Consider the following 18163-nt stretch of genomic DNA (forward strand, 5'->3'; position numbering starts at 1 on the left):
GGATTCATTTGTCTTTGCTTCATTGGGCCATTCTCGCTCCTTTTATAATGGCCATATTCGTTCCTTTTTTGCGAAAAAAAGCAGCGTCTATACATACAGGCTGGTTTGTCCTGATCTTGCCGGTCGTTTTATTTGGAACATTTCTTCAATATCTTCCTGTAACGACGAATAACGACTCCGTCATGCAAACAGCATCCTGGATTCCGTCACTCGGTATTAATTTTACCGTGTATATGGATGGCCTCAGCCTTCTGTTTGCCCTTCTCATTTCCGGGATTGGATCACTCGTTGTCTTGTACTCTATCTACTACTTGTCCAAAACGAAAGAAAGCCTGCACCATTTTTACGTGTACTTGCTTATGTTTATGGGCTCAATGCTTGGCGTAGTTTTGTCGGACAACGTTATTATGCTGTACATGTTCTGGGAATTTACGTCTATTTCGTCTTTCCTACTGATCGCGTATTGGTATGATCGTGAACGTTCTCGCTACGGAGCATTGAAGTCAATGCTGATCACTGTGTTTGGCGGACTCATGATGCTTGGCGGTTTTCTCGTTTTATCTATTATGGGTAACACGTTCAGCATTCGAGAACTTGCCGCTCAGGCGACTGAATTAAATGAACATCCCCTTTTTTTACTGGCGATGATTCTAGTTCTGCTTGGGGCCTTTACAAAGTCAGCACAGTTTCCATTTTATATTTGGCTTCCGGATGCAATGGAAGCGCCGACACCGGTCAGCGCATACTTACATTCCGCTACGATGGTTAAAGCAGGTATTTACCTCGTTGCCCGGTTCAGCCCGATTTTCGCGTTTTCCGGGTACTGGTTCTGGATTGTTGGGACTGTCGGCTTGTTTACAATGGTATGGGCGTCCTTTAACGCAGTGAAGCAGACCGATTTAAAAGGCATCTTGGCGTTTTCAACAGTGAGCCAGCTTGGGTTGATTATGTCCCTTCTCGGCATTGGAGCGGCGTCGCTTCATTTCGACTCGCTTGACGACAACCTATTCACCACAGCGGTGATTGCTGCCATTTTCCATTTAATTAATCATGCGACATTTAAAGGAAGCTTATTTATGGTCGTCGGTATTATCGACCATGAAACAGGCACACGGGACATCCGCAAACTTGGCGGATTAATGAGCTTCATGCCGATTACGTTTACGCTGTCGGTCATCGGCGCATTTTCAATGGCGGGACTGCCGCCATTTAATGGATTTTTAAGTAAGGAAATGTTCTTCTTGTCCATGGTGCAGCTGATGGAATTAAATTTATTTAATATCGATACATGGGCCGTTCTCTTCCCTGTTCTTGCCTGGGTCGGAAGCGTATTCACATTTATTTACAGCATGATTATTGTCTTCAAAGTGTTTACGGGAAAATTCCAGCCGGAAAAACTGGAGAAAAAACCGCACGAAGCACCAGTCGGTATGCTCATTTCGCCGATTATTTTAGCATTGCTGGTTGTTGTATTTGGCTTGTTTCCAAATTTGCTGTCCTACAGCTTGATTCAGCCGGCGGCCGCGGCGATTGTGCCGTCCATTATTCCACCGGGCGAACAGCTGTATGTGAATATTTATTTCTGGCACGGTATTAATGCTGAGCTATTAATGACAATCGGCGTCGTTGCTGTTGGTATTCTTTTATACAAATTTATGCCAAAATGGGTACGTGTGTATGAGTATTTTCCTGGAAAAATTACGCTCAACCAGTTTTATAATGCTGGGCTTTACGCGGCTGAGCGCGGGTCAAATGCGATTACAAATGCTTATATGACCGGCTTCATTCGCACCTACCTTGTGTACATTTTTGCTTTTTTCATCGCAGCGCTTGGCTTTACGATGTGGGCAAAAGATGCGTTTCGCTATGATGCTTCTGCAGTGGCACCGATCGGATTGTATGAAGGCTGCTTAATCATTGTGCTTCTTGCCGCAACACTGACTATTTTAATGGCGAAGTCACGCTTAACGTCCATCATTTCGCTTGGGGCGGTCGGATATACTGTATCACTATTCTTTGTCATTTTCCGGGCACCGGATTTGGCGTTAACACAGCTGGTTATTGAAACGGTATCAACTGCATTGTTCCTGCTTTGTTTTTATCATCTGCCAAAGCTGTCGCGCCATGCAGAAAAACGACGCTTCCAGGCGGGCAATGCCATTATTGCCGCGGGAGTTGGTATCATTGTCACACTGCTTGGCATTTCAGCGCACAGCTCGAAGTTTTTCGCTTCGATCAATGAATACTATATCGAAAATACGTATGAAAAAGCGGGCGGCGAAAATATGGTCAATGTCATTCTCGTTGATTTCCGTGGTTTTGACACATTGTTTGAGATTGCGGTGCTTTCTGTTGCTGCACTCGGTATTTACGGTTTAATTAAGCTTCGATTAGAGAAAGGCGGCGAAACGAATGAAAACAAATGATGTTATTTTTCAAACGGTCGCCAAAGTCGTTTTTTTTATGATTATCTTTTTTGCTGTTCACTTGTTTTTTGCGGGTCACTACTATCCGGGCGGCGGCTTTGTCGGCGGACTGCTTACGTCCGGCGCCATCGTCCTTTTGCTCCTGGCATTTGACATGAAAACGGTCCGGCGCGGTTTCCCGGTCGACTTCAAATGGCTGATCGGCCTTGGTCTTTTGTTTTCAGCTGGAACAGCAGCCGGCTCATTGATATTTAATGTGCCGTTTTTCACTCATGCATACGATTACTTTCAATTGCCTCTTTTCGGCAAAACATCGCTTCACACCGCGATGCTGTTTGATTTAGGTGTGTACCTTGTTGTCATTGGTGTAACCATGACCATTATTCAAACGATTGGAGAGAGTGAATAATGGAAATTTTAATGTGTATTGTCGCCGGTCTGCTTTTTGCGGCCGCTGTTTATTTAATGCTTTCAAAGAGCCTGCTTCGTATTATTATCGGCACTGGTCTTCTAAGCCATGGAACGCATTTAATGCTGTTGACAATGGGCGGACTAAAAACAGGGGCAGCGCCTGTCCTTGGTGAACATGCTTCATCTTATACCGATCCGATTCCGCAGGCACTTATCTTAACTGCGATCGTTATTAGCTTCGGTGTGACGGCTGTGTTTCTCGTCATTGCCTATCGCGCCTATCAGGAGCTTGGAACCGACAATATGGAACAGCTGAAAGGAATGGAAACGGATGATTAATTTACCAATTTTGCCGATTCTCTTCCCTCTTCTTGCGGCTGTTTTATTAATGTTTTTGTCAAAAAGCGTGAAAGCGCAGCGAATTGTTTCGGTGATTGCTTCAGCTGCAACCGTGGCTGCTGCATGGGCTGTCATGCTAAAAGTCAAGTCAGAAGGTATTCAAACCGTTGATATGGGCAGCTGGCCGGCTCCATTCGGTATAACGCTTGTGTCAGATATGTTGAGCATCCTGCTTGTCCTGACGGCTTCCATTATCACGCTTTGTGTCGTGCTTTACTCGTTTCGATCGATCGGAAGCGGGCGGGAAGCTTTTTACTATTACCCAATCGTTCAGTTTTTGCTGGTCGGTGTGAATGGGTCGTTTACGACAGGCGATATTTTCAACCTGTTCGTATTCTTCGAGATTATGCTGATGTCGTCTTACGTATTAATTGTGATTGGCGGCACAAAAGTTCAGTTGCGGGAATCAATTAAATACATTTTGGTGAATGTCATTTCATCAGCCATTTTCGTTATTGCAGTTGGCTATCTGTATTCGGTTACCGGTTCACTGAATATGGCGCACATTTCATCGCGCATTTCAGAAATTAATGACGAACCAATCATTACGGTACTGGCAATTCTCTTTTTAATCGTCTTCGGCTTAAAAGGCGGAATTTTTCCGCTTTACTTCTGGCTGCCAGGTTCATATGCCGCGCCGCCTGCTCCGATTCTTGCGTTGTTCGGCGCTTTGCTGACAAAAGTCGGTGTCTACGCGATTTTGCGGACGTATACGCTGTTCTTTTACCACGATCAGCCGTTTACGCATGACATTCTAGCATTGCTTGCCCTTCTCACAATGGTAGCGGGTTCAATTGGGGCATTGGCGTATAAAGACGTGAAACAAATCTTAATTTACAACATTATTATCGCAGTCGGCGTTTTATTATTTGGCATTGCCGTCATGACCGAAGAATCAATTGCGGGCACCATTTTTTACCTCGTTCATGACATGATCATTAAAGCCGGCCTGTTTTTGCTTGGCGGTATTATGATCTACATTGCCGGTACGTCTAATTTAAACAAGATGGGCGGCTTGATCCGCCACTATCCGGCACTCGGCTGGACATTTCTTGTTGCGTCGTTTGCACTGGCCGGCATACCGCCATTGTCCGGATTCACCGGCAAGCTGCTGATTGTTCGGGCAGGATTTGAATCAGGTGAATACGTCGGGGCTATCGTTGTGCTCCTATCAAGTCTTGCTGTGCTATATTCGGTTGTGAATTTGTTTATGGCCGTCTTTTGGAAAAAACCTGAAGTACCGCTGCCAGAGACAAATAAACAGACCGCTTCTCTTTTTATCCCAGCCGCGGCACTTGTGATTCTTTCTGTTTTGTACGGTGTTGGAACAGAAGCTGTTTATCCTTATGTGATGCAGGCTGTTGAAGCACTCATCCATCCGGAAATCTACATTGACGCCGTATTGAAGGAGTAGATAATATGGCTTTTCAAATTTTATTAAATGTCTTTCTCGCGTTCCTTTGGATGTTTTTACAAGTGTCTTTCAGTGCACAGACATTTGTTATCGGGTATTTGCTTGGATTGCTCGTTATGCTCAGCATGCGCCGCTTTTTTAGCAGCCATTTTTACCTGCACCGTGTCTGGGCGGTCACATACTTGTTTCTTTTGTTTTTAAAAGAACTAATTAAAGCGAATATTGACGTAATAAAACTCGTCCTTCGCCCTAAATTGAACATCCGTCCAGGTATTTTTGCTTTGGAAACTGAATTGAAATCCGACTGGGAAGTGACACTGCTGGCGAATTTGATTACATTGACACCCGGCACGCTTGTTGTGGACGTATCGGCTGACAACAAAACCCTTTACATTCATGCCATCGATATCGCGGATGTGGGTGAGACGGTTGACAGCATTAAAGATTCATTTGAAAAAGCGATTATGGAGGTGAGCCGCGGATGATTGAAACAGTTCTTCAACTTTCCCTGCTGTTGCTCGCTGTCGCGATGATCGGCTTAATCTACCGCCTGGTGAAAGGGCCAACCATTCCGGACCGTGTCATTGCGCTTGATGCGATGGGCGTCAACCTTGTTTCCATTACAGCCGTCCTTTCTATGCTTCTCGGTACGAGCAACTATCTAGACGTTATTTTGCTGATTGGTATTTTGGCTTTTATTGGAACCATTGCATTTGCGAAGTTTTTAGAGAAAGGCGAGGTGATTGAACATGACCGCGATCAGTGAGGTTCTCATTGCTGCTTTGCTGCTTATAGGAGCGCTTTTAAGCGTCATTGCGGCCTTTGGTGTTATTCGCTTGCCGGATGTTTATACACGCAACCACGCGGCGTCTAAGAGCGCTACCCTTGGCGTAATGTGTATTCTGCTGGCCACATTTTTTTATTTCTTAGTGGAAGATGGGCTGTTCAGTTCCCGTCTGCTGCTCGGAATTGCTTTCTTTTTTATCACCGCGCCGGTTGCCGGCCATTTAATCAGCCGTGCTGCGTACAATTCCGGTGTGAAAATGTGGGACCAAAGCGTGAGGGATGATTTGAAGGATAAAAATAGGTAACAAAAGAGGCTGTCCAAAACGGACAGCCTCTTCTTATTCATATAAGGTGTGATCTTTATCGCCATTTTCCTGATAAATTGTTAATATGCCTTCATGCTCTTTTACATATTCTTTTGCTTCGCTTAAAAGAGATTGTTTTGTTTCTTTGGATAGAATGGCGCGCTTGCCGTTTTCTTTTTGCAATACCCACTGGTCATTTTTATGCTTTACTTCATAATGCGGGCGTCCCTCATCGTTTTTCCCTTCTGAACTTCTTGCCCGGTCGATCGCAATAGCAATGGACCGTCCTTCTTCATAACCGTCGTCAAGCAGAGCATTGGCAATTTCAATCGCTTTGTTTCTAACATGGTCCGGCAGGTTTTTCATCGAATCCGGGTAATCATTTTTGCTCCAGGGCATCGAATCACTCCTTTTTGGAAAGTGTTCCCGCCTGTTAAAAAGATCAAACGTTATTTTTTCTTTACGACCGCAACCGTGCAGCGTGAGAGGCAAATGAGCGCTTCGTCTTCATCCCTAATCTCAACGGTCCAAACATGCGTTGATTTTCCTTGATGGACAATACTCGCTGTTGCGGTGACAATACCTTCACGTTTGGACTTTAAGTGATTCGCGTTGATCTCAAGACCGAAACAGAGTTCAGTTTCAGAGTCAATCAAAACCGCTGATCCAATGCTTGCGGCTGTCTCAGCAAGCGCCACCGATGCGCCGCCATGTAAGAAACCGAATGGCTGACGCGTCCGCTCGTCAACAGGCATCGTCATCACCACGGTTCCTTTCTCTATTTTCACCATTTCCATACCCAATGATGCGATGAGCGTGTTATTTGTTTGAAAATCCATGAAGTCATCCCCTTTGATAAAAAGTGCCCCATTTGTGTGAGGCACCTTTTTCATTATAGAATCATTGCCGCAATCCAGCCAAAAATAATGACTGGAATGTTGTAATGAATAAATGTCGGGACAACAGTATCCCAAATATGATCATGCTGCCCGTCCGCATTTAAGCCGGATGTCGGGCCAAGCGTGCTGTCTGAAGCAGGCGATCCGGCATCTCCAAGCGCTCCCGCCGTTCCGACAAGTGAAATCACAGCCAGCGGGCTAAAACCAAGTTCAAGCGCCAAGGGAACAAAGATCGTGGCGATAATCGGAACCGTTGAGAATGACGATCCGATGCCCATTGTCACAAGTAAGCCAACGACAAGCATAAGGAGTGCACCAAGCGCTTTATTGCCGCCAATCGCGGCAGCTGAATTTTGAACAAGTGTTTCTACATCCCCTGTCGCGCCCATGACGCTTGCAAAACCGGATGCCGCAATCATGACAAATCCGATAAACGCCATCATACGCATGCCGTTCGTTAATAATTGATCGGCTTCATTCCAGCGGATTGCCCGGAATATATACAACACTACAATCCCCGCAAGAGCGCCAAATACCATAGAGTCCGTCGCCAATTGTGCGCCAAGAGCGGCAACAATGGCAATTCCTGCTACGATAAGACCAAAAGAGGTATATTCCACTTGATGCGCTTCTGTTTCAACCGGCACCGGCAAAAGAGATTCATTGTATTCACGCGGCTTCCGGTAGCTGAAAAAGACGGCGATCAACAGACCGACAACCATGCCGGCTGCAGGAAGAACCATCGCTTTTGGAACTTGATCGATGGCGACTTCAAGACCGCTTTCCGCCATATTTGTCGCGACAATTTCGTGGAAAATCTGGCCAAACCCAACCGGCAGAAGCATATAAGGCGTCACAAGACCGAAAGTCAAAACAGAGGCTGTTAAACGACGGTCAATCCGCAGCTCATTCATAATTTTCAAGAGCGGTGGAATTAACAGAGGAATAAACGCAATATGAACCGGCACGACATTTTGCGAAAAGCACGCCATGATTAAAATGACAAATAAAATAAGAGCTTTTGGCAATTTTTTCGAACGTGCTTCTTCTTTATCCCCAATAAACTTTAAAACAAAATTAATAAGCGCTTCCGGCAGTCCCGTACTTGATACCGCAACTGCAAATCCACCCAGCATCGCATAGCTGAGTGCGACATTGGCCCCGCCGCCTACTCCTTCCGAAAACGCGGCAATCGTCCCGTCCATGCCAAGCCCGCCAATCAATCCGCCAGCAAGTGCTCCTGTAATAAGAGAAAAAACAACATTGACGCGGAGCAGGCTGAGGACGAGCATAATCAGGACCGCTATTATAACTGCATTCATTATCTTTTATACCTCCAACACTTTAATTTGCTAAATCACTAAAGAATCGATTAAAAGATAGCAAATTGCCTGTCCGCTTGTCAATATACTTTTTCAGAATAATAAATAGGCGAATTATTCAGATTGGTCTGACAGCGCTAAAATCGCCAGTGTCCGTGTCATAACCCCGGGTGTTAATTCAGCACTGCCGGCAATATCGAGATGGACCCATGGCGTATTTTCCGCAAATTCGCCGATAAACCCGCCGCCCATAATGGCGTGTCCATCACGCCCTGGTGAATTATTTAAATCCGCCACATCGCTGTTTCGAATGCGCTTTTTATCGTATTCTGTAAGCGGCAGCTGCCAAATCATTTCCCCTGCTTCATGAGAGGCTTCCAGCACCTCTTCAAAAAACGGCTCATTATTTGTGATAGCACCTGTTTTATCTTTGCCAAGGGCAATCACGACTCCGCCTGTTAATGTGGCCACGTCCACAATTTTTCCGGCACGCTGCTGTTTCGCATACGTGATCGCATCTGCCAGAACGAGCCTGCCTTCTGCATCGGTGTTTTTCACTTCAATCGTTTTGCCAGACAATGATGTAATGACGTCGTCAGGTTTAAATGCGTTTGCGCTGATCACATTATCGGTTGCCGGAATAACAGCCATCACTGGACGGTCGGGACGCAGCTCACCGATAATTTCCATCGCACCAAGCACGGCCGCCGCCCCGCCCATATCGGTTTTCATGCCGACAATTCCATCTTTTGTTTTAATCGAATAACCTCCTGTATCAAATGTAACGCCTTTTCCGACGAAGGTAAGCACGTTTTCCCAGGAATCTGCCGGGTTGTATTTGAGTGTAATCATTTTTGGTGGTTCCACCGATCCTTGGGCTACAGCTAAAAAAGCACCCATGCCGATTTTCTCCATGTCTGCGCGTTCCAGCACCTCAAGCTCAAAACCATATTGATCAGCTAATTTTTTTGCATGCAGGGCAAGATCATCCGCTGTCATCATATTTGGCGGCGTCGCAGTTAAGCGGATGGCGGTATTTGTTCCATCCGCCATCGTTTTTCCTACTTCACACGCCGCTTTTATTTCCACCGGATCTCCTTCTGTATACACATCAATTGTTTTTAATTGTTTTTCCGGCTCATTCCCCGGGGTCCGGTAGCCCGTATACTCAAAACGCGCCATAAAGAACGCTTCGGTTAGGGCTTCCGCCGCTTCAACAGCTGTTATGTTTTCGGTTACGAATGAATCAAGTACAACGGCGATTGATTCCAGTCCGTACTGTTTTGACTGTTTAGCAGCTTTTTTAACCGCTTTATGAATTACATGAAAGTCCGCTTCTTTTTCCTTGCCAAGTCCTGCGGTGACAATCCGCTTTGCCGTAATGTGGCCAAGTGCAGGAATAACGGACGTGTTTTCTTTCTTCGCGGAAAGATCACCATTTTTCACAAGTTCCGTCAGCTGTCCTGAAAAAGCGTCATCGAGCGGCTGTAATACCCCTTCAAATTTCAATGGTTTGTCATACAGCCCGATGAGCAGCGCATCCGCTTTTGTTTTTATGAATGGTTCTTTTTTGATTGTAAACATCTTCATCACCTCACATGTTATTATAGTGGAAAATGGACAGGAGTGTTGTTGTGAGGATTGTATCAATTTGCCCAAGCAATACGGAAGTATGTGAATATCTCAACATCGAGGACCAGATCGTTGGCGTAGATGACTTTTCCAATCTAGATCGGGTACGGCTTGGACCGGATTTATCCATTGATATGGATAAGCTGAAATCTCTTAATCCTGACATCGTGCTGGCATCACTCAGCGTACCGGGAATGGAGAAAAATGTGGAGTCTCTAGAACGGCTTGGCATTCCCCATATTGTAACCAATCCGCATTCACTTAATGATATTGGTGTGTCAATTGAGCAAATTGCCGGGGCATGCGGGATAGATGGAAAAGATGCCCGAAGCAGGTGGATACGCTCGCTCCAATCATACAGGTCGCGGGAATGGGCAGACCGTACGCGTCTTTACTGGGAATGGTGGCCCAAGCCCTTGTTTACTCCGGGAGGCGCAAACTGGCTGACTGAAATAAGCATGTTATGCGGCGGAATCAATATATTTTCAGATTATCCTGAGCCAAGCGTTCAAGCAGATTGGGAAATGGTATTGGAAAAACAGCCCGATATTATTTTGCTGGCGTGGGTTGGAGTCATGACGGAGAAAGTGAATACAGATGTCGTAAAAAAGAGACCAGGTTATGATGAAACACCCATTTTTGTGATGGAGGAAAAAGATTTTTGCCGGCCTTCACCAAATCTGCTGAAAGGTCTTGAGAAACTGGATCAATTATTAAACAAAAAATAAAACGACCTTGGGCAGGTCGTTTTGTTAAAACATTTGATAGCCTTTTGCGCGCAGCAGGCGCATAACGAATCCACTTGCAACAGCGCCTAGTAAACCGCACAGCAGAATCGTGATGTCTACTGGCTGCAAACCTGTGATTCGATCACCGAGAATACGAAATGATTCTCCTGCGTTGAATAAATAGTCAAATGAACTAATGCCGTCTACAATAGCAATGGTGACGAGTGGATAAACAAAAGCCATAATCCACGTCATCCGCAGCAGCATGTTTAATATAAATCCGATGCCGAAAAACAGCACGAAAAAGAGCAGCGCCGACACGAGTACAGTTGCGATGTGCATGAAGCAATTCCCCCTAATTCTATACTTATAAGTGTACTGAACACACTTTAAAAGGTCAATGAGCGAAAATGTGACAATAAAACGTATAAAAGTTCAAAAGCTGGAACACAGCGTCCTGCTGCAATGCCTTTGTGACCTACACCTTATGAGCCTAAAAAAACACCGGATACGAGGGGGATTCGTATCCGATGCTTTATAAAGGTATTTCCTTTTTAAAAGGAAATAAACTTTCTTGTCATAGTATAACCAGTTTCATCTATTTTCATAATTATCTTAATTTTATCAGAAAAAACCAATTTCAAATGAAAAATTGATACGATGTATAGCCAAACTGTGGACCAGGGTCTGGAATTTCCGTACAAGAGAGCCCGGATGTTTCAAAAAGCTGAATAATATGACGTAAAAGGACGGATGTTTCAGAACTATTTTCCAGATCGAAAGTTGACATCCAGCGAGCATCAAGCAATTCACTATTAAGCGCTTCCGGCTCTTTTTCCTCTGTAAGTGTCATATGAAAAATAATCATCGTGTCACTTACATCGTTTTGAATGACACCGGACCGTATTCCGGCAACACCACATACAGACACGTCAATACCGGTTTCTTCCCTTACTTCCCGAACAGCCGCCGCGTCCGCCGTCTCTCCAGCATCTACAAATCCGGCCGGCAGCGACCACTGTCCTTTTAATCCGCCATATGCTTTTTTTACGACAAGCCAGCGGCCGCTGCTGTCAATCACAACACCAGCCGCTGCGAGCCACACTTTTCCCCGCTTCATAAAAAGCTTCCTTTCTTTTAATCAAAAAAGGACCCCTTCGAAAAGAGGTCCTTCTGATTTTTTACAGGATGTTGAATTTCCCTTTTTTCAAGACAAGTGAAGGGCCGCCGATCATGAAGAGCGCACGGTTATCAATCATTTTTTTCATAAATGACGCTTTTGTACCTGTTAATTTCTTATCAAATACAACACCGATCGCATCGTCATCACCAAGTGAGCAAACTGTTCCTTTAAGGTGAGGAGTGAACGTTTCAAGCTCTGTTTCACCTTTCACTAATTTCACAAGGTTGCGTGCTACTGTTTCACCTTGCTGCATTGCAATTTGCGCAGTTGGCGGGTATGGCCGGTTAATTTCTTCGTTAATGATCAATGAGCAGTCACCAAGCACGAAAATGTCGTCATGACCTGGCGCACGAAGATCAGGATTCACTTTTACGCGCGCACGCATGTTTTCAATGCCTGATTTCTCGATGATGCTGCTGCCGCGGACACCTGCTGCCCATACGACTGTACCAGCTTTAATTTCTTCTGTTTCATCTTCGCCTTTTGCTACAATGATACCTTCTGCTGTTGCGCCTTTAATTGGCGTGCCAATTTTAAATTCAACGCCTTTTTTCTCAAGCTGGGCAACCGCGTATTTCACAAGCTCCGGATCAAAGCCAGGAAGAACCATTGGCGCTGCCTCAACGCAGTAGATGCGCACTTTTGAGTAATCGATATCATATTCTTTGCAAAGCTCAGGAACACGATTCGCAAGCTCGCCAAGGAATTCGATTCCTGTGAAGCCGGCGCCACCGACAACAAATGTTAAACGCTCTTCTTTTTTCTCTTCTTCATTTGCATATGTCGCAAATTGGAATTCAATATGGTCACGCAATTGACGCGATGTGTTTACATTCGAAATGGTGAAAGCGTGTTCTTTCAATCCTTCGATACCGAATGTTTCAGACTCGCCGCCAAGTGCCACAACTAGGTAATCGTAATCGACTTCGCCTGTATTTAAAATAACTTTCTTTTCTTCAGGTTTAATATCCTGTACTTCTGCACGGATAAATTCTACTTTGCTGCGATTGATGACCGCATCAACATCATAGCGTACGCGATCGTGGTGCATAGTGCCTGCCGATGCTTCATGAAGCCAAGTTGTTTCATAGTGGTAATCATTTTTGTTAACGAGCACAATATTCGCTTCGTCTACAGATAACGCTTTTTGAAGACGTGTTACGGTAACAAGACCGCCATAACCGGCGCCCAATACTACAATTTTCGGCTTTTTCACTGTCATCTTTATCCACCTCTATTAAAATATTCGCGCAAAGAATGTGATACTCTTCACGTATGATTGTAAAAAAACATCCTTTACTTTGTCACAAAATGTTAACAATGTGCACAACTAGTTTTATCATAGACGCTTTCAGACCTTTTTTCAAGTTATTTCAACAAGAAATTTCAAATGAGACTTCCCTTCTAAAATTCTGTAAAATAAGGAATGATAAAGAAAAGATGGCATATCCATCGTCTTTATGACCTGTCTTGCACAGGCTTAAAAAAGGAGGGCTCTTTGAGTGACAGATATTACGATTATTGGCGCGGGTCCAACCGGCTTGTTTGCCGCTTTTTATGCAGGCATGCGCGGCTCTTCCGTTAAAATTATTGAAAGCCTGCCGCAGCCGGGCGGTCAGTTGTCTGCTCTGTACCCGGAGAAATTTATTTATGATGTAGCAGCTTTTCCTGCTGTTCGTGCCCAAGAACTCGTCGACCGGCTCGTCGAGCAAATGAACCGATTTCCGGTGGAACTTTGCCTTGAAGAGGCTGTGCAGGTTCTTGAAAAACAGCCGGATGGAACGATTCTTCTGCAAACGGACAAAGGAAAGCACGAGACAAAAGCAGTCATTATTACAGCTGGCAATGGTGCTTTTCAGCCGCGCCGCCTGGAAATTGACGGCGCAGACGCTTTACCCAATGTCCACTATTTCATCAACGACCTGTCCTCGTTTGCCGGACGCCGCGTCGCTGTCCTTGGCGGAGGCGACTCAGCTGTAGACTGGGCAATGATGCTTGAAAATACGGCAAAAGACGTGACGATCATTCACCGCCGCGACAAATTCCGGGCACATGAACATAGTGTTGAACTTTTGCATGAATCGCGTGTTAATGTTATGACACCGTTTGTCCCTGTATCATTTGATGGCCAACATCTTCAGCTTGAAGAAGTAAAAGGTGATCGGACGGACACACTCGAAATTGATGATCTTATTGTAAATTACGGATTTATTTCCTCACTCGGTCCAATGAAAAACTGGGGGCTGGAAATTGAGAAAAATTCGATTGTGGTTAACTCCCGCATGGAAACAAACATTGAAGGTGTATATGCGGCGGGTGATGTGGCAACGTATGATGGCAAAGTGAAACTGATCGCGACTGGATTCGGGGAAGCACCGACCGCTGTCAACAATGCAAAAGCATTCATTGACCCCTCTGCAAAAATTCAGCCGCTGCATAGTTCTTCCTTGTTTTAATTTTTTTGCCACGGGTAAACTAATGGTAAAAAAGGGTGGTCAACTATGCATGTACTTGTTATCGGAGCAGCCGGCACAACAGGGCGCCTTGTTGTCCAAAGCCTCGTGGAAAATATTCAGCATCACGTAAAAGCAATGGTACGCAAAACCGATCAGATGACGGATATGGAAAAACTCGGAGCCAAACCTATATTGGCAGACTTAGAGCAAGATTTTAGTTACGCGCTGAACGATGTAAATGCTGTTATCTTTGCGGCAGGTTCGGGTTCGGCGACCGGGCCGGATAAAACAACCTCTGTCGACCGAGACGGCGCAATTAAAGCGATTGATCTGGCCGTTTCTCATGGCATTGAACGATTTGTCATGCTCAGTTCGATGGGGGCAGACCGGCCTGATGCAGGTCCAGAGTCTATGCAGCATTACTTACAAGCAAAACACGATGCAGATGCTCATCTAATGAAAAGCGGATTAACCTATACAATCGTTCGGCCGGGAATGCTGACGAATGAGAAGGCGGCTGGAAAAATTGAGGCGGCCGCACAAGTCGCAGAACGGACGAAATCAATATCACGAGCTGACGTTGCCGAAGTACTCGTTCAAAGCCTGCTTACTGAAAAGACAGAAAGCCGGATTTTTGAAATTGTAGAAGGCGATATGCCTATTGGTGAAGCATTGAAAAATTTATAAATATGGAAAGACCGGCATGCACAGGCAGCTGGTCTTTCTTGTTGAACGTGAGTATTTTTTCTTCTGAACGTGAAAAATCCATCCGGCTCTCACCAGATGGATTGCTGCTGATTATGCAGCAGGTCTTTTCGTTTTCTTTCCTTTCGAATCGGTCCATTTTTTCACATTTTCGGCGCCAATAATCTCGACTTTCTGTTTTGTGTCAATACGCACTTCTTTTACTTCCGCTCCGCGAAGATCAATGACCTGCCCTTTGTGCGGAGTGGAAATTATAACTGTATTGTGTTTCAGCCCTTCTCCCTGAAGTGAAGCAGAATGCTTCACAACAATTCCTTTACTAAACCGGGCTCCTTTATCAAATTCCAAGTGGATGCCTGGTTTGGCAACAACGAATTGCTTCTTTTTCAAGGCCGGTACATAAATAATATCTTCTTCTAAAATGTCATCTTCAAATGTCGTCCGAATGACAACCGGATCGTGGTCACTTGCGCGGCCGTGTTCTTCCATGAATTGTGAGTTTGTATGAACAATATCCACTTCTGTTGAAGACGCCATGTTGTTCGTAACCAAAATATGATCAAGTACTTGTGCATTTCCTTGGTAAGAGTATGTGAAACGTTCTTCTGCAGGTACTTTTTCGATCATATTTGTCATTTCAGAACCTTTTAAAATTGATAGTGGTTCAGTAAATTCAAAATCATTAAAGTCGCCAACAAGCACTACGTTTGCATTAGGATCAGCCATTTTCACCTCTTGGACGAACCCGTTCACAACGGCGGCAATCTGCTTCCGCTGCACTTCACTGCCCAAATATGGAGGCTGATTTTTTCCGAATAATGGCTCATCTCCACCTTTAGAATTAAAATGATTGGCGACAACGATGATCTTTTCTCCGTTAAATGTAAACTGCGCGGCAACCGGTTTACGGCTATTTTCAAACGCCGCGTTGTCCGGATCAATCCGGCCCGGGTTCAACGTCAGCTTTCCATCTACGTATGCTGCCGATTCTGTTGCCGTTCCTTTCGGGCCTTCAGCAAGTGAAACTCGTTCGGGGTTATACAGGAAACCAACACGAATGTTTCCACCTGGCTGCCCCCCATCCATTTTATCTGCCGGTGCAACATCGGTGTATATATACGTTGGTCCGCCAAGCGCCTCAATGGCAGCAATTAACGCAGCCGCACTTTCTGATGCATCTGTCGTTCCTGAATCAGCCGGCCCGTCATTATCCTGCACTTCTGTGACACCAATAATATCCGGCGACTGCATTCCGTTCACAATACCCGAAGCTAACCTGTTCGTTTTATCTGCACCTGAAGCAGTTGAGAAGTTTTCAAGGTTGTAAGACGCAATTGTCAATCCGTTTTCTGTTGCAGCAAGTGTGGTTTCTTCACCGGTTAATCCACCGTCAATCAGCGCCGGCACGTCATCAACAAGCACTTTAAAGTTGCTGTATCCGTAGCTGACAACACCGGTCACATCCCCATTAAACGAATCACCTGTTTTCGCAACAAAGTTTTCGTCATTCAAATCAAGATGAATACGCTCCGGATTGTAGTCCTCTGCTGTAATCCGCAGGGCGCCGGCTGTTGTATTCGTTTTAATGTTCTCCGGTACAACCACTACTTCCCCGTAGTTTTGCGGCGCGATGATTTTCGGATTGTTCACTTGAATGAGCATGCCTTCCACGCTTTCAAAAAAGTCAATGCCGTCCTGCTCTGGATCAAATGTACCAAATTGGTCATTGTCGATCACTTCCGTCGGCATCATTCGGTCTTTATTAAAGATGATTGGTTCAGGCAGCGCATGATTAGATTCTTTTTTGGTCACAACAGAAGCATTAATTTCTGTGACTGGAAGATCTGTCTGCAGTTTTTCTGAATAGCCTTCGAGCACCCACTCTTTTACAGTACCGTTCACACTGACAAGATCTCCTTTTGACAAGCCGTGTGCCCGCTTATAAACAAGAATTCCTTCCGATGTGCTTTCATTGTCATCTGCCTCAATGCTTTGCATGTAAAAGTTATTGTTGTCCACAGTATGTGTTACAACGCCATCCACATTTTCGACTATTAAATTATTATATGGAGACGTGTGTCCCGCTCCTTGAATGTCATGAATACGGACGATATCTTTTTGTATCACATACGTAAATTCAGAAACGATGCTGTCCGCTAATCCATCTTTAAATGCTTTCGCTTTGATCGTTTTATTTTCGTCGATAACAATCGGGTCTGAAAAAAGCGTACTTTCTTTTGTTGGTTCCGATCCGTCTAATGTATAGCGAATTTCCGCACCCTCTGTCGGTGAAGCAAGAGAGACGCCTGTTCCCGCTTCTACTACACCCGCCGCCGGATTTGCCGTCACGGCTTGGACAGTCGATGAATCAGCTTCAATATCTTCCGTACCGCGTGGAATTAATTGATAGACGTTATTGTAGGAACCTACTACACCTGTAATAGAATCATAGTTTGTATTTACTGCTAACAATGCCGCATCTTGCGGTCTGATTTGAAATTCATTGCCGTTCTCATCTGCTGCTGTATAGTTGCCTCCAGAAAAGCTGACGATTGTCACATTGTTTATTTTCACGAGCGTTCCTTCAGCAGCTTCTGTTAAATCAGCGGCTGTAATAGTCGATGACACCGGCATATCGCCGCTGCCCGTCACTGTAACCCCATCTGCTTGAACTGCAATTTCAAACAGGGAATTATAATCGTCTATTTTTCCTTTTGCTTCAACGATATCACCGACCGCCACATTCATTCCGGAGCCATACAACACGATTCCGGCTGTCTCATCCTGAATATAGACGGTGTTTCCAAAAATAGCCGTCACCGTGCCGGACGTCCACACATCAGTGCCTTCCGCTTTTTGACGGACTGCTGAAATCGATTCTTTCACAAGATCAACCGGTTCTTCTGTTCCTTCTGTGCCCTCATCATCCAGCAGTACGACAGACGTAGGGAATTTTAAGCCCGGTACAGTAAAATAAGGTTCTAGAGAGCCTGTCACTTGAACTTTTTTGCCAAGATTATCTGGGTTATCCGCTAAATTAATGTCCGTACGAAAAGACGTTGTCAGCTGTACCGGCATGATTTTAGCCGGGTCCGTTTCTCCTGCTTCATCAGCGATGCCGATATTAGTGTTCCTATACCGCTCAGGATCCGTCGTATAATTACTTCCTGACAAGGCAAAGCCGACAATATATCCTTCGACCGTCGCTGTGCCCGTATTATTGGCAATCGCTTCTGCAACTGTTATAGAAGCGGCACTAGCCGGTGTCTGAAATGGAAGCAGTGTGCCAATGACGAGTATAAGAGCAAATAAAACTTGTCCAATCTTCCTCACAAAAAAACCCCTCTCTGAAATGTGTTTAGTCGTCTCGAAAAGAACCTCCTTTATTGTAATCTACTTTCTATTGTAAAATAGAATCTTTACAGATAATTTAAAAAACTTTAATAAATAGAAAAAATAGGGAAAATATCACATGTATGTTTATAGGTATAAAAACC

18 protein-coding genes are annotated in these 18163 nt (G+C 44.9%); 10 read left to right on the plus strand and 8 right to left on the minus strand.

Going from position 1 to position 18163, the window contains the following annotated elements:
* Nucleotides 1–8: 8 nt before the first annotated feature.
* The 7 genes from BA724_RS00115 to mnhG are packed head-to-tail and all read left to right on the plus strand — an operon-like array spanning nucleotide 9 to nucleotide 5741.
* Nucleotides 9–2426 carry a Na+/H+ antiporter subunit A gene (locus BA724_RS00115; RefSeq protein WP_069936668.1) on the plus strand — a complete coding sequence of 806 codons (2418 nt, stop codon included), beginning with the start codon at nucleotides 9–11 and terminating at the stop codon, nucleotides 2424–2426.
* Nucleotides 2413–2835 carry a Na(+)/H(+) antiporter subunit B gene (locus BA724_RS00120; protein WP_069936669.1) on the plus strand — a complete coding sequence of 141 codons (423 nt, stop codon included), beginning with the start codon at nucleotides 2413–2415 and terminating at the stop codon, nucleotides 2833–2835. Before BA724_RS00115 ends, BA724_RS00120 begins: the two co-directional genes overlap by 14 nt.
* Complete coding sequence (locus BA724_RS00125; RefSeq protein WP_069936670.1) at nucleotides 2835–3176, plus strand: Na(+)/H(+) antiporter subunit C; 342 nt, start codon at nucleotides 2835–2837, stop codon at nucleotides 3174–3176. Before BA724_RS00120 ends, BA724_RS00125 begins: the two co-directional genes overlap by 1 nt.
* Nucleotides 3169–4650, plus strand: a complete 1482-nt coding sequence (locus BA724_RS00130) for a Na+/H+ antiporter subunit D (protein WP_069936671.1) — start codon at nucleotides 3169–3171, stop codon at nucleotides 4648–4650. The genes BA724_RS00125 and BA724_RS00130 overlap by 8 nt, the downstream gene beginning before the upstream one ends.
* 5 nt (nucleotides 4651–4655) lie before the next feature.
* A complete protein-coding gene (locus BA724_RS00135; RefSeq protein WP_069936672.1) occupies nucleotides 4656–5135 on the plus strand; it encodes a Na+/H+ antiporter subunit E in 480 nt (159 codons plus the stop codon).
* Entirely contained in the window at nucleotides 5132–5416 is a 285-nt protein-coding gene (locus BA724_RS00140; protein WP_069936673.1) for a Na(+)/H(+) antiporter subunit F1, read from the plus strand. Before BA724_RS00135 ends, BA724_RS00140 begins: the two co-directional genes overlap by 4 nt.
* A complete protein-coding gene (mnhG, locus tag BA724_RS00145) occupies nucleotides 5400–5741 on the plus strand; it encodes a monovalent cation/H(+) antiporter subunit G (protein WP_069936674.1) in 342 nt (113 codons plus the stop codon). The genes BA724_RS00140 and mnhG overlap by 17 nt, the downstream gene beginning before the upstream one ends.
* 33 nt (nucleotides 5742–5774) lie before the next feature.
* Here mnhG and BA724_RS00150 read toward each other — a convergent pair whose 3' ends face one another.
* The 4 genes from BA724_RS00150 to BA724_RS00165 all read right to left on the minus strand — a co-directional run bounded on the left by BA724_RS00150 (nucleotide 5775) and on the right by BA724_RS00165 (nucleotide 9546).
* The gene (locus BA724_RS00150; RefSeq protein WP_069936675.1) at nucleotides 5775–6140 is read right to left on the minus strand and encodes a DUF2188 domain-containing protein; all 366 of its coding nucleotides are present in this window, start codon (nucleotides 6138–6140) and stop codon (nucleotides 5775–5777) included.
* A gap of 50 nt (nucleotides 6141–6190) precedes the next feature.
* Nucleotides 6191–6580: a PaaI family thioesterase gene (locus BA724_RS00155; protein ID WP_069936676.1), complete on the minus strand. Its 390-nt coding sequence runs from the start codon at nucleotides 6578–6580 to the stop codon at nucleotides 6191–6193.
* Nucleotides 6581–6633: 53 nt separating this feature from the next.
* The gene (locus BA724_RS00160; protein WP_069936677.1) at nucleotides 6634–7962 is read right to left on the minus strand and encodes a Na+/H+ antiporter family protein; all 1329 of its coding nucleotides are present in this window, start codon (nucleotides 7960–7962) and stop codon (nucleotides 6634–6636) included.
* 114 nt (nucleotides 7963–8076) lie between these two features.
* A complete protein-coding gene (locus BA724_RS00165; protein ID WP_069936678.1) occupies nucleotides 8077–9546 on the minus strand; it encodes a leucyl aminopeptidase in 1470 nt (489 codons plus the stop codon).
* 50 nt (nucleotides 9547–9596) lie between these two features.
* Here BA724_RS00165 and BA724_RS00170 point away from each other — a divergent pair, with 50 nt between their 5' ends.
* Entirely contained in the window at nucleotides 9597–10322 is a 726-nt protein-coding gene (locus BA724_RS00170) for a helical backbone metal receptor (RefSeq protein ID WP_069936679.1), read from the plus strand.
* Nucleotides 10323–10346: 24 nt separating this feature from the next.
* Here the strand turns inward: BA724_RS00170 and BA724_RS00175 are convergent, their stop codons facing one another.
* The 3 genes from BA724_RS00175 to BA724_RS00185 all read right to left on the minus strand — a co-directional run bounded on the left by BA724_RS00175 (nucleotide 10347) and on the right by BA724_RS00185 (nucleotide 12721).
* Nucleotides 10347–10664 (minus strand): YuiB family protein, encoded by a 318-nt coding sequence (locus BA724_RS00175; protein ID WP_046178469.1) that lies wholly within the window; start codon nucleotides 10662–10664, stop codon nucleotides 10347–10349.
* A 298-nt stretch (nucleotides 10665–10962) separates the two neighbouring features.
* Nucleotides 10963–11442 (minus strand): NUDIX domain-containing protein, encoded by a 480-nt coding sequence (locus tag BA724_RS00180; RefSeq protein WP_069936680.1) that lies wholly within the window; start codon nucleotides 11440–11442, stop codon nucleotides 10963–10965.
* 61 nt (nucleotides 11443–11503) lie between these two features.
* A complete protein-coding gene (locus BA724_RS00185; protein ID WP_069936893.1) occupies nucleotides 11504–12721 on the minus strand; it encodes an NAD(P)/FAD-dependent oxidoreductase in 1218 nt (405 codons plus the stop codon).
* A gap of 286 nt (nucleotides 12722–13007) precedes the next feature.
* On the opposite strand from BA724_RS00185, the gene BA724_RS00190 reads away from it, so the two are divergent.
* Both BA724_RS00190 and BA724_RS00195 read left to right on the plus strand, forming a co-directional pair.
* Entirely contained in the window at nucleotides 13008–13961 is a 954-nt protein-coding gene (locus tag BA724_RS00190) for an NAD(P)/FAD-dependent oxidoreductase (RefSeq protein WP_069936681.1), read from the plus strand.
* 45 nt (nucleotides 13962–14006) lie between these two features.
* On the plus strand, nucleotides 14007–14648 hold the full coding sequence (locus tag BA724_RS00195; protein ID WP_069936682.1) for an SDR family oxidoreductase: 642 nt from the start codon (nucleotides 14007–14009) through the stop codon (nucleotides 14646–14648).
* A gap of 111 nt (nucleotides 14649–14759) precedes the next feature.
* On the opposite strand, the gene BA724_RS00200 is transcribed toward BA724_RS00195, so the two are convergent.
* Nucleotides 14760–17999: a DUF6359 domain-containing protein gene (locus BA724_RS00200; protein ID WP_069936683.1), complete on the minus strand. Its 3240-nt coding sequence runs from the start codon at nucleotides 17997–17999 to the stop codon at nucleotides 14760–14762.
* Nucleotides 18000–18163: the final 164 nt, after the last annotated feature.

It is taken from the genome of Domibacillus iocasae (assembly GCF_001750285.1).
Lineage (GTDB): Bacteria > Bacillota > Bacilli > Bacillales > Domibacillaceae > Domibacillus > Domibacillus iocasae.